Origin of the sequence: Corallincola spongiicola (assembly GCF_004284785.1) — a bacterium.
GTDB lineage: Bacteria > Pseudomonadota > Gammaproteobacteria > Enterobacterales > Neiellaceae > Corallincola > Corallincola holothuriorum.
Genome location: NZ_SHLY01000003.1, coordinates 158,107 through 175,044, shown reverse-complemented (window position 1 = coordinate 175,044; position 16,938 = coordinate 158,107). Strand labels below are relative to the sequence as shown.

Annotated in this window: 9 protein-coding genes; 2 read left to right on the top strand and 7 right to left on the bottom strand. The window is 49.7% G+C overall.

The features are described from left to right. Positions 1-146: 146 nt before the first annotated feature. Entirely contained in the window at positions 147-2,966 is a 2,820-nt protein-coding gene (locus EXY25_RS11100) for an alpha amylase C-terminal domain-containing protein (protein ID WP_130566829.1), read from the bottom strand. Positions 2,967-4,139: 1,173 nt separating this feature from the next. Here EXY25_RS11100 and EXY25_RS11095 point away from each other — a divergent pair. Further along, positions 4,140-5,957, top strand: coding sequence for a DUF885 domain-containing protein (locus EXY25_RS11095; RefSeq protein ID WP_246019544.1), 1,818 nt, complete (start codon positions 4,140-4,142; stop codon positions 5,955-5,957). A gap of 69 nt (positions 5,958-6,026) precedes the next feature. Here the strand turns inward: EXY25_RS11095 and EXY25_RS11090 are convergent, their stop codons facing one another. From EXY25_RS11090 to EXY25_RS11080, 3 genes are all read right to left on the bottom strand, one after another. Next, the gene (locus EXY25_RS11090; protein ID WP_130566828.1) at positions 6,027-7,700 is read right to left on the bottom strand and encodes a methyl-accepting chemotaxis protein; all 1,674 of its coding nucleotides are present in this window, start codon (positions 7,698-7,700) and stop codon (positions 6,027-6,029) included. A gap of 130 nt (positions 7,701-7,830) precedes the next feature. Continuing rightward, positions 7,831-8,859: an ABC transporter substrate-binding protein gene (locus EXY25_RS11085; RefSeq protein ID WP_130566827.1), complete on the bottom strand. Its 1,029-nt coding sequence runs from the start codon at positions 8,857-8,859 to the stop codon at positions 7,831-7,833. A 313-nt stretch (positions 8,860-9,172) separates the two neighbouring features. Beyond that, positions 9,173-10,633 carry a DUF3360 family protein gene (locus EXY25_RS11080; protein ID WP_114337531.1) on the bottom strand — a complete coding sequence of 487 codons (1,461 nt, stop codon included), beginning with the start codon at positions 10,631-10,633 and terminating at the stop codon, positions 9,173-9,175. A 409-nt stretch (positions 10,634-11,042) separates the two neighbouring features. On the opposite strand from EXY25_RS11080, the gene EXY25_RS11075 reads away from it, so the two are divergent. After that, positions 11,043-13,616, top strand: a complete 2,574-nt coding sequence (locus tag EXY25_RS11075) for a DUF294 nucleotidyltransferase-like domain-containing protein (RefSeq protein ID WP_130566826.1) — start codon at positions 11,043-11,045, stop codon at positions 13,614-13,616. Between the two features lie 106 nt (positions 13,617-13,722). On the opposite strand, the gene EXY25_RS18955 is transcribed toward EXY25_RS11075, so the two are convergent. The 3 genes from EXY25_RS18955 to EXY25_RS11060 form a co-directional block, all read right to left on the bottom strand. Further along, entirely contained in the window at positions 13,723-14,238 is a 516-nt protein-coding gene (locus tag EXY25_RS18955) for a type II secretion system protein (RefSeq protein ID WP_130566825.1), read from the bottom strand. A gap of 139 nt (positions 14,239-14,377) precedes the next feature. After that, complete coding sequence (locus EXY25_RS11065; RefSeq protein WP_130566824.1) at positions 14,378-15,544, bottom strand: DUF4124 domain-containing protein; 1,167 nt, start codon at positions 15,542-15,544, stop codon at positions 14,378-14,380. A gap of 77 nt (positions 15,545-15,621) precedes the next feature. After that, a complete protein-coding gene (locus EXY25_RS11060) occupies positions 15,622-16,806 on the bottom strand; it encodes a BaiN/RdsA family NAD(P)/FAD-dependent oxidoreductase (protein WP_165419347.1) in 1,185 nt (394 codons plus the stop codon). Positions 16,807-16,938 lie beyond the last annotated feature (132 nt).

The window sequence follows — 16,938 nt, the reverse complement described above, 5'->3', positions numbered from 1 at the left end:
TCGAGGCGAATACGTAGATTATTACGGGGGTACGAACCCGCTGCGACGTAATCAATACGACGCGATGTAGGGGTAAAACAAAGGGTAAAGAAGGTGCCACCCACCTCCCAAAGGAGAAGAGGCGGATGGCTAAGGGGTTACATGACTTATGGCGTTGTGAAGGTATAGGTCATGTCGGCATCATTTACCGTCACGCCCAACGTTTCATTGGCGTTAGTGTAAATGTCAGCACCGGTTTGCTCTAAGCTACCATCAGCACCGTCATCGCCGAAGTTGTAGCTCCAGTCACCATGGACATCAAACTTGAAGCGCTGGTCAGCTTGACCATCAAAGGCCACTTCCACGAACCAAGTGTTATCGGCAACCAGCGTCATCGCTGTTGTCGTCCAACCATTGGGCGTACCGCGGAAATAGAGTGAATCTAAGTTGCTGTTAAAACCGCAATCATCGCAAGCAACTGGCTTGATGGTGTAAGTCATGGTGTCGTCATTAACCGTCACTAGATATTCACCAGAAACATCAGTGTAGATATCAGCACCGGTCTGCTCCAAGCTACCGTCAGCACCGTCATCACCGAAGTTGTTACTCCAGTCACCCAGCACATCAAACTTGAAGCGTTGCTCGGCTTGACCGTCAAAGCTTACTTGGATCTGCCAAGTGTTATCCGCAATCAGGGTCATTGCAGAAGCATTCCAACCATTGGCAGTGCCACGGAAATTAAGTGAATCAAGATTGCTCTGATACTCACCAGGGTCAACAACAGTCACAGTGGCAACCGCAGTATCCGTTTGACCAGCAGTGTCGATAACAGTAACCGTCACTTGCTGCGTGCCCAACTGATTGAATGTCACCTGGATGGTGGCATCGCTGTCACCTGTGCTCCAGTCATAACCATCAATACCCTTATCATCGGTAGAGTCGGTCGCGCTGAAAGTCACGGTGTCACCGAGATCAACCGTCACTGACGAAGGTGTCACCACTGCGACTGGCTTCTCATCAACACCCTCTATCAACTTCAGTTCATAGGTCATGGTGCTGTCGTTAACACGTACAGCATACTTTCCTACCACATCAGTAAAGATGTCAGTACCGGTTTGCTCAAGCGTGCCATCAGCACCGGTATCACCGTAGTTTTCACTCCAGTCACCATTCACATCAAGCTTGAAACGCTGATCAGCCTGACCATCAAATGTCACTTCGGCTTCCCAAACATTTTCTTCGACACATGTCATTTCCGTCGCTGCCCAGCCATTAGCTGTGCCACGGAAGTACAAGCTACCAAAGCGACATTCTGCTGGTGCATCACCGACCTGGATCTTCACTTCAGCAGTACCAAACAGGCCGTCGTTATCTTCAACAGTCACGCTGAATGTCTGCAGACCTTCGGTATCCAGCACCTTAGTGATCGCAGCAGTTGTCTCACCAGTACTCCACTTATAGCCAACGACATAGCCGTCAGCATCAGTTGACGAACTAGCGTCAAGCAAAACAGATGTGCCTACGTCAACACGGGCAGGTGCACCAGTAATCACAGCAACAGGCTTATCTTGGTTGAATGGCTGGAAGCCAACATGGATCGCCGCAGCGCTATATCCAGCAACCGCGAAAGTAGCAACACCATTGTCATCCACAGTGATAATGTCGCCTGCGCATTCGTCGAGGCTAGACATCACATCGCAGTACTGACCTGCTTTTAGGCCTGTTTGCAACGACTGGTTCAAGGTGCCACCTTCGTTATTGATCACAACAAAACCGCGGTCGCCACGACTGAAAGCGATCTGACTGTTGCCGTTATCCCACCAGTTAGCCACTGGTGCGTCTCCGGCTTCATTCCGGAATGCAACCATGTTGGCAATGTTGCCCCAGCGATGCTGACATACCCACTCATTGCTTGAGCAATCTGCGGTGCTATTTGGACGGCCTTGATCGCCATCGCTAAACTCAAAGCTGGTATGCACTTTTGGCGTACCGAAGGGGTGAGCCAACATAAACACGGTGGCAAGGTTTTGCGCGCCGTTCGGCTCGCTATAGTGGATAGTGCCGCCGCCACCATGGCCACGCTCACGGTCATGGTTGGTGATGAATACCCAAGCTTTATCGCTATTAATAGACATCCAGCTGTCGCCGAACGTGCTTAGCCAGCTGAGTTTACCGCCATCAACAAACAGCTCGCGCATTTTGGTCGCATAACCAAATTCAGTCAGCAACGAATACATCCAGTCATAATCATCCAAACCAACGGCATCACCGTTGTCGATCACTTCAAGGAATGCCCAAGGATTACCGGCTTTTTCCAAAATAGTATTCAGTTCGCTAGGACGAATAGATTTAGCCGCATCGATACGGAAGCCAGCCACACCCATGCCTGTCAATTTGTTCAGGTAGGCGGCAAGTTTATCCTGTGTCGCTGGGTTTTCAGTTCTGATATCAGGCATGCCGCTGAGTTGGCAGCCCCAAGTAGATTCTTTGTCGTTCCAGTTAATCTCGTCAAGACACGTATGGAAATCATTACCCCAACCATCCATATCTGGGTAGTCAGCATTGTTACTGTTCCAAACGGAGCCGCCGCTACCTACACCGAAACCTGCAGGGTAGTTAGCCATATGGTTGATCACGGCATCCGCAATAACCTCTACACCCACCGCGTTACAGCGTTGGATCATATCCTGCAATTCCGCTTCGGTACCGCTGCGGCTAGTTAAATTTACGAAGCTGACAGGCTGATAACGCACCCACCAAGCATCATTGTTCTCATCGCCAGGTGCATCAACATGCTCATTAGGCGGGGAGATTTGTACTGCGTTATAGCCTTTTGGGCCGAGGAATGTTTCACATTCGTTGGCGATCTCTGTCCACTTCCATTCAAACAGGTGAACAGCCACATCTTTCGAATATGCCTGGCCTGATAGTCCTAGCATCGCCGCCGCGATGGCGCTGATACTGGCTGTCTTTGCTAGCCGCTTCATGATATTTCCTTCGTGTATGAACCTGTCTCGGTTCTTGCTTAAAGTTTCCACGCGACTGCTTCCTGCGCGGATTAAAAAAAAGGTCGCCTCACTAACGAGTCAAACCCTTGAATTCTTCGCCCCAATGACGCTTTGTCACCACTAAAACGACGTTAAACACCCTTCACAATGAAAATGCTGCGCTCCTTTTCATCCCCATCACAGATGGCTCTCGATCCAACAGCACCTTCAGCTAAAATTGAAGCAGGGTACGTTACCGCTACCATATTTAACATCAAAAATATGGCAATAATGAGCTTAACCTGACAAATGTGTATGCGTTTACCGCGTCATCCAAGCAAGCTGATAACTTGGAGCAAGCCGCCAAAGCAGCGAGTAGCCACATCCGCACACAAAGTAACAAAGCAAATTAAGTCATATTTATCAGCAGTATTCGCAACGAATTTTCGATGATAAAAAAAATACCGAATACAAATCTACTAACGGGTAACCAACGTCAATTTTATGACAGATGATAAAATAGCCAGTTGGCGTTTGTTATTCAATCAAAATGTTAGATCTAAGTTATACAGTGAGATCGGTATCATAAGGCTGTTTAAATTACATACAGAGGCAGGGTTAGTTAAGCAAAAACTGTTCTGGATCAATGCGAGAAAAGGTTTTCAAATCGCTTTTTGTTGCGGGTGAGAAAGCTGTCGTTATTTGTATATTGATTGGCGCAATATGATAGTTTTTTAACATATAGGCACGTAAATTCAGCCATGAGATCGGATCGCGCAGCTAGCCATTGGCAACATCAATGCCGCGAAATGACCACCGCGGCGATAGGAACCAAATAAAGCAAACACTAAAACAGTGAGCACTTAACCCCTTCGGGCGAAACAAAAAAACATGGAGCTGGCGCCAATTTTAACTCTTATTTCAGTTCAGCGAAGCAACTCAAGACAACGCCATGACGATATCAAGCTCGTTTGAATTACGCTGTTGATTTCATAACGAATATAGATCACTTCACACAGACACATTTTGTAAAACATCTACCAATAACCCTACCCATAACGAGGTGGTTCCTATGTTAATTTATTGTTGCCAGTTTCATGTGAGGAGCCAGCAGAAACTTCTCGCTGCCACCTCAGGGTGATTGGCTCTAATAAATCCAGGGATCGAATTAATATGATAAAAAAAACTATTAAATGGCTGGGTGCCAGCTTACTCACCCTCGTGCTGCTTGCTGGCGCCTTTGGTGCCCATGAATGGTACGCCGACAAGCCCATACTATTCCGCGCCTTTCTTGACCGCGAAGTGGTCAAAATCGCGTTTGATAGCCCAGAAACGCTCACCTCGCTAGGCTTTCTTGAGTCGGTCGGTATTACGGGACACAACGCCAAACTTGATGATGACAGACCGGAGAAAACGACCGAACTGTTTGCCACGATTAAACAGTTTCGCGCCGGGTTAGATCAGTACGATGACCTTGAGGGGCAAGAAGCATTGTCACAAGAGATCACCGCCTATTTACTCGATACTTTTATCGCTGCGGAGCCATACAAGCTACACACTTACCCTGTCAATCAACTATTTGGCGTACAAAATGGCTATCCCAGCTTTATGGAGGCACAGCATCAAGTAAACAGCCTCAAAGACGCAGAGAATTACATTGCCCGCCTTCAAGATGTGCAACGTAAGTTCGCCGAGAATCTACAAGGGCTCAAATTAAGAGAGGAGGCTGGGATCATCCCTCCCCGTTTTGTTATCGACCGCGTATTGGATGAGATGCAAGCGTTTGTTGCCACGCCTACCGATGAAAACATTCTTATCACCTCTTTCGGTCGCAAGCTAGAAAACGTAGATAGCATCAGTACGGAGCAAAGCGCTGCATTATTGGCACAAGCCACTACAGAGATGACAAACCATGTCTATCCTGCCTACCAGCTGTTTATTGACTACTTCACCGCCTTAGCAGACAAAGCAGGCAGTGACGACGGCTATTGGCACCTACCCAATGGTGATCAAGCCTATGCCCTAGCACTCAAACTGTTTACCACCACAGATTACACCGCCGACCAGATCCATGATCTGGGATTAACTGAAGTCGACCGCATTCAAGCACAGATGCTGGCGATACTAGCAGCACAGGGCATCACGACCAGTCACGGTTTTACCGCCGCAATGGCCGAATTGTCAGACAAGCCCGAGTTCTACTATGAAGACAGTGATAGCGGACGCGAACAGATCCTGGTCGACTACCAGCTGATCCTCGATGAGATCAATGCAGGCCTCGACGAGGCTTTCCGCATTCGTCCAAAAGCAGGTATGGAAGTGGTACGTATTCCCGAGTTCAAAGAAAAAACCTCCCCTGGCGCGTACTACCAGCAGCCCGCCATTGACGGCAGCCGCCCCGGTCGATTCTTCGCCAATCTATACGACGTCAAAGCAACCCCTAAATATGGTATGCGTACCCTTGCCTACCACGAAGGCATTCCTGGTCATCACTTCCAAATAGCCATCGCCATGGAGCTGGAAGGAATGCCTTTCGTCCGCCGCATGGCACCCTTTACCGCTTATACCGAAGGCTGGGCACTCTATGCCGAGCAACTAGCCTGGGAACTTGGCTTTCAGGATGATCCCTACGACAACATCGGTCGGCTAGGTGCTGAGCTGTTCCGCGCAGTGCGCCTGGTCGTGGATACCGGTATTCACCATAAACGCTGGACTCGCGAACAGGCCATCGACTATATGTTGGCCAATACCGGTATGGCAGAAAGCGATGTCGTAGCAGAGATTGAACGCTATATCGTCATGCCTGGTCAGGCAACGGCCTATAAAGTAGGGATGATCAAGATCCTCGAGTTGCGCCAACGCGCGCAGCAGCAGCTAGGTGATAGATTTGATCTACGGGACTTCCACGATGTGGTACTGAAAAATGGCGCTGTACCCTTGGATATCCTCGAACGTCTAGTGGATAACTATATCGCAGAGAACAGCATCTAGTTCACCCACAAGCCGATAAAAAAGGCCCCGAATCGCGGGGCCTTATCTCAGTAAGCAAACAGTAGGCGATCAGAACTTAAACTGGCCAACTAGCCCCTTTAAGCGATCCCCTAACTCTGCCAGCTTTTCACTGACACCCTGCGCATTCACCGCTGAGCCTTCGGCTTCAGTGGCGTTATCTGCAATCTTGATAACGCTCTGATTAATGGATTCTCCCACCGTGCTCTGCTCTTCTGAAGCGCTGGCGATCTGCTCATTCATATTGCTGATCAGACCGATGGCATCGGCAATCGCTTGCAGCGCTGCCGTAGCTGCAGTCGCTCTCTCCACTGCAGTTTCTCCCGCTTCACGGCTATTGCTCATCGTCGTGATCGCTTCCCTGGATCCACTTTGTAAGCGCTCAATCATCTGCTGGATCTCTGCAGTACTCTCCTGCGTCCGTTTCGCCAATGAGCGCACTTCATCCGCCACCACGGCAAAGCCGCGCCCCTGCTCACCAGCCCGCGCCGCTTCAATCGCAGCATTCAATGCCAACAGGTTGGTTTGCTCTGCGATACTACGGATCACATCCAGAACGGTAACAATCGATTCCACATCATTGGCCAAGGTCTCGATGGCACTGGCACTGTGGCCGATCTCTGATTCCAATTGATTGATCGCATCAGCCGTTTGCGCCACCACATGCTGTGCTTCCGCCCCACCTTCATCCGCTGACGAGGCGGCTCTCGCCGCATCTTCCGCCGAACGTGCCACTTCCGCTGACGACGCACTCATCTCATTCATTGCGGTCGCCACCAAGTCGGTCTCTTCACGCTGCGCCTGGATCGTGGATTTAGTGCCATGGGCTAAATCTGCCATTTCGATACTGGTATCAGTTAACTCCGATACAGCGCTGCCAATCTGCGCAACCGTCTTATGCACCTTATCAACAAAATCGTTGAATGCAGCAGCAAGCGCACCAATCTCATCATCAGCTTTAATCACCAGCCGCTGAGTCAAATCACCGTCACCTTGCGAGATCTCTAACAGACGATCTTTCACCGTGGTTAGGCGCTGAGTTAAACGCTGGGACACTATCAATACAAAGCCCAAAGCGATAGCGAAGACAACAATGGCGACGGTGAGATAAAGCGCCAAGATGCTATTCAGTGTTTCATCCTGCTGCGCTTCAAGCTCTGCGGCTTTCTCATCGATGAAATCGATATAGGTGCCAACGCCAATCATCCAATCTAATTCTGGCAACGAAGCGGCGTAACTTACTTTCGGTTTAGGGTCGCTCGAACCCGGTTTCGGAAAGCTATAAAACACATAGCCTCCCCCACCCTGCGCTTTGCTGATCAGATCCTTCACAAAAAATACGCCATCAGCATCCTTTAAGCCGATAAAGGAATCCCCGAGACCTTTATCTGAACTGCCAAGCAGGCGGCGCACGCCCTGGCCGTCATAACCAAAAAGGTAACCATCATCACCAAATTTGATATGACTAAGCAGCTCTTTTACCCGCAAGGCCTTTTCATCACGACTAAGACTACTGTCACCGAGTATCGGTTGCACCGACGACTTGGCAGATTCAATCAGATTCTTCAGCTTTAATTTTTCCGCCTCTAACAAGGTCAGTCTGGAGGAGTCGATACTCACTTGAGAGACTTGGTTCAACTGATACACAGTCAAAAAAGAGGTGATTAAAAACATCGCTAGCGTTGGCAATAACGCCAACAGCAGCATTTTCTTACGCATACTCATGAAAGGATCCTTTTGGCAGATGCTTCATGCATCAAAAGTAATGGTTAACGCCATCCATAACGCTAAAGCATTAAATACCTGTCTACTTTTTTTAGCACCGTGCAGTCAAAAAAGACAGTCAAAACAGCCGTTACTCGACTAAAGTCGCAATCTCTTCTATCTGTTCAGGCAAGACAATCTGCCAGCGCTTTAACTGCTCACGACTAAAGATGAAATAGCCCGAATTTTCGGTAGAGGGGAAGCTGCTCATAGGTATTTTGTGGATAAACAACTCAGCCCGTTTTGCCGCAGCCCGCCCCTGCTCTTTTCCTGACATGACCAAGCCGCCAATAGTGCCACGCTTGCCGACTGCGAAGTCCCAAAAAGAGAAAATAGGTAAAGGTGTGTGTTGCGATGTCCACGCCAGTAAGGCGCTATCATCCACCTGCAGATCTTGCTCATCTAATAGTTTTTGATACAAACCCACCACCACGGCGTCAAAGCCCTGTTGTTGACTCGTCACTATAGATTGCTGCCACGCACTGACATGACTGACCTGTCGATGTTCCACCTGAATACCATAGACTGTCGTTGTCCCCCCACCATCAAAGGACTCTACTAAAGTACGCTGCGCTGTCGGGCTATCATCCCATAACACCAACACCTTTTTCGGCGGCAACGGCAGCAGTTCTCGTAGGTATGCCAGCGAACGCTTAAACAATGGCCGCTCAACCAATCCGGAAACATTCTCCAATTTCAGCAAGCCGTGATCCCTGGCATCACTATTGACGCCAAAATAGACCACCGGCGTACCGTGGTTGGAGATCCTTATAGTTAGCAAGGCCACCGCTTCATCATCACACAAGATCACCACATCAGGTTTCAGTGCAAGGTAAGTTTGCCACGCCTGTTCGGCTCTATTCTCATACGCATCGACAGGCAAGCGCTTGGCATCTAATTGATAAAAATGCAGTTGTGCTCTTTTAGCTAAAGCTTCTGTGATCCCCTGTTGATAATGGTCAACCCAACCGTAGCCTTGGTGATAACTATCAATCACTAACACCACAGGTCTTTTGGCGATGACGCTGAAACTGACACAACACAGCAATACACAGAGCAATTGGCGACTGAGTTTTAAGAGAGAGAAATGCTCGGTATCACTGATGAAAAAGCGCCGCATTAGCGTTCTACATAATACGTATATGGCCGTTTAGTTTAGTGAGCGAACAAGGGTAGAAATAGAAGTGACGTCACAAACCAATAAATCAGCCAGTTTTTTTACTCGCAAGATGATGTTCGTCAACCTTCCACTGAAGCAGGAAGTGACTGAGAGATGCAAATGACCAGCTCAGTATTTGATGGCTTAATTCGCCGAACATCAGGCAAGGATTAAACATCAGCGCCATGTTCGGCGCACCATAAAAAAGGGCAGTCAAAGACTGCCCTCAAGGTCACCATTCAAAGTGAACTAGTTAACGCATTAATATTGCGCTCTAGTTACCAATCAGCGCCGGAATACCTGGCAACTGACCAACGACGGCCAGAGAGCCAACACAAACCACAAAGGCCAAACCAGGGATCAGATACTTATCTTTCGCTGACAGCTCTTTGGCACGCTCGTGATCACCAATCAGCCCCATGTTGTCCAACAGCATGGTGGTCGCCCAACCGAATACCGGGTTAACAAAGGCACAAGCGAAAATACAGATACCTGCACTCAAAGAATCTTTATGTTTGTGGATCATCTGCATACCCGCTTCCAGCAACGGCAGGAATACGCCCACAATCAGTGCCACACGCAGTACCGGCTCCCACATTGCCAAATCCATTGGGTAACCCAGCACTGCTGCAAGAATACACAGAATACCGGTCAACAGCGCACCGCCAGGAATGGGGCGTTTGGCGATAGCCGCTGGGATCATATAGGTACCCCATGATGACGCCAGATTACCGCCTCCAAGGAAAGAACCCACACCCTGACGGATCGAAGCGCCGACCATGGTGTCATCGACATCCATCAGTACGCCTTTTGCTTCTTTTGGATAGTTAAGTTCCTGAAACACTCGGTGACCGAGATAGTCCGGCGACCACATAGCCACAGCCAGCAATGCAAAGGGCATTACCGCAATAAAATGGTTCAGGGAAGGCCAGCCCAACTGCCAACCGGTATCTTCACCCCACCAGTAGAGCGGACTAAAGTGGGGCAAACCCGGCTCTGAAGAGAACGCGAAGTCTGCGCCAAGGCCAAAGGCAACAATACCAGCCAATGCAGAACACAGCGGGATCGCCAACCAACGCTTACCAATTTTCGCCAGGTAGGCATAAACAAGTACGGTTACGCCAATCACCGCGAAACCGATATAGCCCTGATCCGTCGACGATGCCCACGCCTCAGTCTTGTTAATCTGGCCCATCAGGCCAAATGCCCCGAGATAGATCAACAGACCCCCTCGGACCCCGACCCCGGTGAGGGTCATTAATTTCGAGCCCCCCTTGGTATAGGCGAGTATCAGACCAAACACGCACACCATAATACCCAGTGCCAGTGGATGCCCTCCGGCCGCTGCGATAAGCGGGATAAGCGGGATCATCGGGCCATGGGTACCCGCCAGGTTGGCATTTGGGTTCAGGATGGCAGAGAACAGAATAACGAACAGTGCACCTGCGATAAGCAGTTCATAGCGCACGTTTTCAGCCACAAACTCCGGCGACAAACCAAACTCAGCAGCAAATGCGGCAACCATGGCCGCCACCATAACAACTTTACCAATGGTGGCCGCTAATGCAGGCACCCAATCTTCAATCTCGATACTGTAGTCGCGGAATGGCAAATGAATGCCCCAGCGACGAAAGCTCATAATTTTAAGATCGTGATTCAAAAACTCTTCACGGCTTTCGAAATCCTGCGCTTTGCGGCGCATGTCCCGATAAAATTTCTGTTTATCTTTCGACATCTACTTTCTTCCTATGCTTTTTGCGGGGCTGTAGAGCGGCGCATAAATACTCCAATTACGCTCTGTATGCCGATCTTCAACCGGCACGAGACGACATCCCAGACGCTACAGAACACCTTTAAAACCTGTTCGCTTTAAAGGAGGAAATTCATGGCTACTTGGCTATCCCCGCTGGGGATAAAGGGTGCAATGTGAACCCTATGTAACTTGTAATGTTAAAAATTTGTCACAGTGTACGAGTGCTAAAAGAAACTACTTTGATTTAGGTTGTTTTGTGGGCAGTTGAATTCTGTATTTTGAAAGGGGCTTGGCCGAGATGCTAAGCCGCGCACATTTCCCATGTGGTGGTTATACTGACAACCCAAGGGCTATTGACCTGAATGCGTAGTGACTTGAGTAGTGGATTGATATGAAAATTTCCGAACATGCGGATCACACCGAGCAACTGTTTGGTATCAGAGCGGAAGATATCCATAAATGGATCGACGGCTTTTTCGATCATGATGGCTTTGACCATTATCTGCGCCAAGGCAAGATAATGAATTACGACCCCTACGATCACCGCCGCTTTCGCCACTGCAAAGAAGCACTGGCAGAGGCCTATCAGGAGTTTGGCGATAAGTACTCCCGTAGCCAAATTAAGAACGTGGTGGAAACCCACATCAAGGATGATTACGACGGCTACCTGCCCTCTCGTGCTGACTTTGAAAACGGCACCTTCACCGCAAAATATCACGATGCGATCCATGCCGAAGAGCTAAGCGCGATACTCGATGCCAATGAGTTAGCCGACTACTTTAACGGCATCCGCGATGACGACCTGCCCGGTAAAAGCTTTGTCAGTAGTTTTGGTTTTCGCATCGTCATGCCCACCATCTTGGCCATTCTGCTGTTTGTCACCGCCATTATATTTTTCATCGTACCGCTGGTTGAGGACTCGATGGAGGGGCAAAAACGGCAGATGATCAAAGAGCTGACCTCATCCGCCGTGAGCATTGTCGATAGCTATGTCGCCCTTGAGCAACAAGGGGAATTAAGTTTGGCACAGGCACAAAGTAAAGCCGCTAGTGAAATTGAAGCAATGCGCTACGGCGATCAGAATAAAGACTACTTCTTTATCACCGACATGCACCCGCGCATGGTGATGCACCCCTACCGTCAAGATCTTAAAGGCCAGGATCTTACCCACTATACCGACAGCGAAAGCACCAACGGCAAGCAGATCTTTGTTGAATTTACCAAGCTAGTCGAAGCGGAACAGGAAGGTTACCTGAAGTACCTTTGGCAGTGGAAAGATGATCCCGACAAAACCGCGAAGAAACTCAGTTATGTCCATGGCGTAGAAGAGTGGCAATGGATAGTCGGCACCGGGGTGTACTTTGATGACGTACAAAAGGCGATCGATAAACTTGAACGCGCGCTGTTCTCCACCTTCTTCCTTATCACCCTCGGACTCACCGCGTTTATGGGGTATATCATCACCCAGAGCCGTACCATCGATAACCGCAAAAGACGCGCCGAGATCGCCCTGCATGAAGCCAAAGATCGCTACCGTGCATTAGTCGAATCATCCAACGAAGGTTATATCCTCGAAGCTGACGGCGACATTCTCTACTCAAACAACCGCCTGCATCGCATGGTGGGTTATACCGACGCCGAACTAAAATCAGACAATATCTGGCATCAACTTTTTCCTGACAACCAACAAAACGCCCGCGTATTACAGCACCTGTCGCTGTTATTTAGCCATGCCGCCGAGCCCGGCGAATTTGAAGCACAGCTACAAACCAAAAGCGGTAAGCCGCTCGATATTATTCTCAGCTCAACCAAACTGTTTTTCTCCGAGAAACATGGCCATGTGATCTCGTTTCGTCCCATCACCCGCAAAATCTATGGCGGCGCCTATGGCTTGGTGAAACAGGTCAACGACTATCAGGGCCTAGCCAGCCGTATCGTCGAAGATATTGAACAAAGCGACAGTCAGGGCCATGTCGTCGAATCGCTGAATCAGTTGCCAGAACTGGTCCGAGAGATGATTGATGCAGGGTCGCGCCCCGACAATCTGCGCCGTGCCATCGGCAGCGCTTATGACGCCGCGATCTGCCGCTTTATCGACCTCTCCATCATCGAGTTGGGAGAGCCGCCAGTGCCCTTCTCCTTTATCTCATTTGGTAGTAACGCCCGCCACGACATGACGCTGTTTTCAGATCAAGACAACGGCATCGTATTTGAGGCACCGGATGACAATGACAGCCTAAAGCAGGTGCGCCGATATTTTCTGCATCTGGCAGAACGGGTGTGTGGCTTACTGAATCAGGCGGGCTACAGCTATTGCGAAGGGTTGATCATGGCCACTAACCACCAATGGTGTTTAACCGTAGAGGAGTGGCAGGCCAACTTCAGTGAGTGGATAGAGAACGCCACCCCCAGCACCATCCTGGAGCTGAATGTGTTCTTCGATATTCGTGCCACCTATGGCAAAGCCGCACTGGTCGATCAGATCCAGCAACATATTGTTGAGCAGTGCCACGGCAACGATGCATTTCTGCCGAACTACGCCAAAAACTGCCTCTCCTACAAAGTCCCGCTGAACGCCTCGCAACAGATCAAAACAGAAAACTATGACGGCGTGGCATCGGTCAACCTGAAAGAGTGCCTGCGGCCGATGGAGATCTTCTGCCGCATCTACGCGTTAAAACACGATATCCGCGAAGCCAACACCATGACCCGGCTAAAACAGCTGGCCACGAAACAAGAGATAGACCAAAACACTTTTCGCGAAATGGTCTATATCTTCGACCATATCTGGCACCTGCGCTTTATGAATCAAATCGTTGAATACACCGACCTGCGTAAGGTCAACGACGTATTAGCGATTAACGACCTCACCGAATTAGAGCAGCAAAATCTGCGTAATGTACTGATACGAATATCCCTGTTCCACGACAAAATTAATCATGACTTTTTTGGCGGCGGGGGTTAATTATTTAAGGGGAACAAAGGAGGTGACTTTCGCAGAGACTCAAAGAGATTGCGCCCTTTAAGCCTTTCGATGCCCTTCTTCGAGGCGTGTTAGACCAGAACTAAGATCAGCAGCCGCTGGTATCCACCACGATGGTGTAGGTGTCGGCGACACCGTCGGTACCTCGGGGTTCTATATAACGGACAAAGCAAGGGTTAGCGTCGTCTTCTAGGTTATAACCGATACGAACATTGGAGGAGTTAGAGTCCAGGTTGCAGGTGTCGCCACTGCCGTAGCAGACTTCCAGATCAGGATCTAAATCCAGCGTGTCGATAAGACCACCATCATTATCACCATACGCTTCCGGATAACCGACTTTAATTTCGATGTCGGTGCCACTGTATTCGATAGTGACATCTCGCAGTTCTTTTTCGACGTTATCGATAGCCGCTTTCGAATAGACGAAATCTGCAGAGGACTCAATGGCTGCTTTTATCCCCTGCACCGCACTCGCTTTTGCGTCACCTTGCAGGGCGATAAATTTTGGCGCCGCCGTAACCGCAAGAATACCCAGAATGATGATCACCACCACCAACTCTATCAAGGTGAAACCAGTCTGACGCGGACTACCAAAACTCACCATTTTACAAAGCTCCTACCATTCAAATGATTTCATTAGATGAACCTTCGCGCGGAATAGATAGACGCTCAAATGTGACGATAAGTAATGAGAACGAAGTGACCTGTCGAACGACAAAACAGATTGCAAAAGCAAAGGGCTCTCAATAACGGTGTGCTGTTAACGTGTTCGTTCTCAACCAGTGATTGAAAGTGCGTTGCAGCTGGCTGATCGGCACCCCGGTGACTCGCTCAAGCTGCGCGATATCCAGCGTGACATCGCATCGATCCGCTTTTTCCTGCAGCAACAGTTGCGCAAGCCATTGCTCCCGTGTGGGATCGTCCATCAGAAAGTAGATAAATGCCCAGCTAGTCCCATAGAAATCTTTACTGCTGCTGCCGTAAAACTCTTGATGCGCTGTGTTTAGCAAAATATGCAGAGGCACAGGACTAAATCTGAGCACCTGCTCCGAACGCCAATCAGGGCTTGGGCTCACCTCGGCATACTGCATTTTAACCTGCAAGTTTTCCAAGTATTCTGATAGCCCTTCCGTTAACCATGGCCCGGTTTCGCCAATCAGCCCGGAAGTGATGGAGTGCACGGCTTCATGCACCGCCGTTACTGTGGTTTGTTGCTCACCTAAATAGAGTAAGACTGACTCGTTGCGGCTGGGCGAATAAAACCCCGGCGCATCGGCGGCAACAGTGGCTTGGATAGAGCGACGGTAGTCGGCATAGTGCGCCGAGTTGGCAAACACTTGCATATTCACAGCGATCTTTCGCAACTCGCCTTGACCCAATAGCGAACGATAAAACAAAAAGCTCTTTTTGATACGCGCCCGCAGCTGATCGTTAAACATCTTATGAACACCGTGGGTTTTGAGATCTAACAGGTAATAGTCCATCTCATCACCCGTCGACAACTTGATCTGTTTGGCTTCGCCACCACCAGCACGCTTATCGGAATAGTGAGTCACACCATTGTCATCCACCCAGGTAAATACACTTAGCGTGGGTTTCTTTGCCACCTCTCCCAATGTCTGATCAATACATTCACCACGGCGCTGATAAGGAATTTGGCGCGTTTCGCCTCGGCCTAAAAAGGTTCGTTCCGGTGCCGATACGGTTTGCCCAATTAACTCAGGTTGTGGCGCTTCAATCGCTTCTTCGACGGGAAGTTGAGCTATCAATAGTTCGTAGGTAGTGCGCAGCGAATGAACGACTTGATCAGGCAAGATATGACGATACCTGTCCGGCTTCAATGCAACAGCCAGCGCCCCGACAAGGAGGGCACATAGCAATAGAAGGCTTAAAGAGTACTTAGGCTTCATTCAGCTAAAACAATATCTGATTCAATGGTATGCCTGCCAACTTGCTGTCCATGCCAGAGACTATGGCCTGCGTACAATTATGCATACTGCCCCGCCAGCCAGCCGGAGCTCCATGCCCATTGGAAGTTAAAGCCCCCGAGCCAGCCCGTCACATCCACCACTTCACCGATAAAATACAAGCCGTCGACGTTTTTTGCTGCCATAGTTTTGGAGCTCAAACCGTTGGTATCCACACCGCCCAAGGTGACTTCGGCAGTACGATAGCCTTCGGTGCCGCTGGGGATCACCTGCCATTGATGCAGCACGGTGTTTAATTGTTCGCGCAGTTTATTACTGAGTTGGCCGATGGCAGGGTTCGGCAGTTGATGCAGTTTGATCCAGGCTTCGACCATGCTTTTGGGGAATTTCCGCGCCAGCGCATTTTTGAGGGTGAGTTGCGGCTGAGTTTTCGCCTGCTCCAATAGCCAATCAATCAGCGATTCTTGCGGCGACAGATCAAAAGTGACCGCTTCGCCCGGTTGCCAGTAGGAGCTGACCTGCAACACGGCAGGGCCAGACAATCCGCGATGAGTAAATAGCAGAGCTTCTTTAAAGCCGGTGCCATCTTTAGCCGTGGCATAGCTGTCGACACTGACACCACTTAATTCCGCCAACACCTCTTTCTGCTCTGGTTGCAGGGTGAAAGGCACCAAGCCCGCCCGGGTAGGCAACACGTTAAGGCCAAATTGCTCAGCGATTTGATAACCCAGTGGCGTGGCACCTAACTTAGGCATCGACAGGCCACCGCAGGCCACCACCAGCGATGTGCAAGCCAACTCTCCTTGGCTGGTTTTCACCAGAAAGCCGTTATCCAACTTTTCCACGCCTAGGATCTCGGTACGCAGCTGCACCTTCACGCCGGCGTCATCACACTCTTTTAGCAACATATCGACGATTTGATGGGCGCTATCATCGCAAAACAGCTGCCCCAGAGTTTTCTCGTGGTAGGCGATACCGTGCTTATCTACCATGGCGATAAAATCCCATTGGGTATACTGCGCCAATGCAGACTTACAAAAATGAGGGTTCTGGCTGAGGTAGTTGGCTGGTTCAGCATACATATTGGTGAAATTACAACGCCCCCCGCCGGAGATAATGATCTTACGCCCTGCTTTTTTGCCATGATCAAGCAAACGCACGCTGCGACCACGCTTGCCGGTCTCGGCAGCGCACATTAAGCCTGCCGCACCAGCGCCAATTACTACTACATCTACATTCTCTATCATCGGGTTTGCTCGATTATCGCCATAGGGGCAGGTTAAGCCGCTGCACGCTGTTCAACGCGTATTTTACGCAGCTTTTGCACTGAGCGGTAATGGTTCACTGCAGACACCAACGGCCAGATAGAACCGACA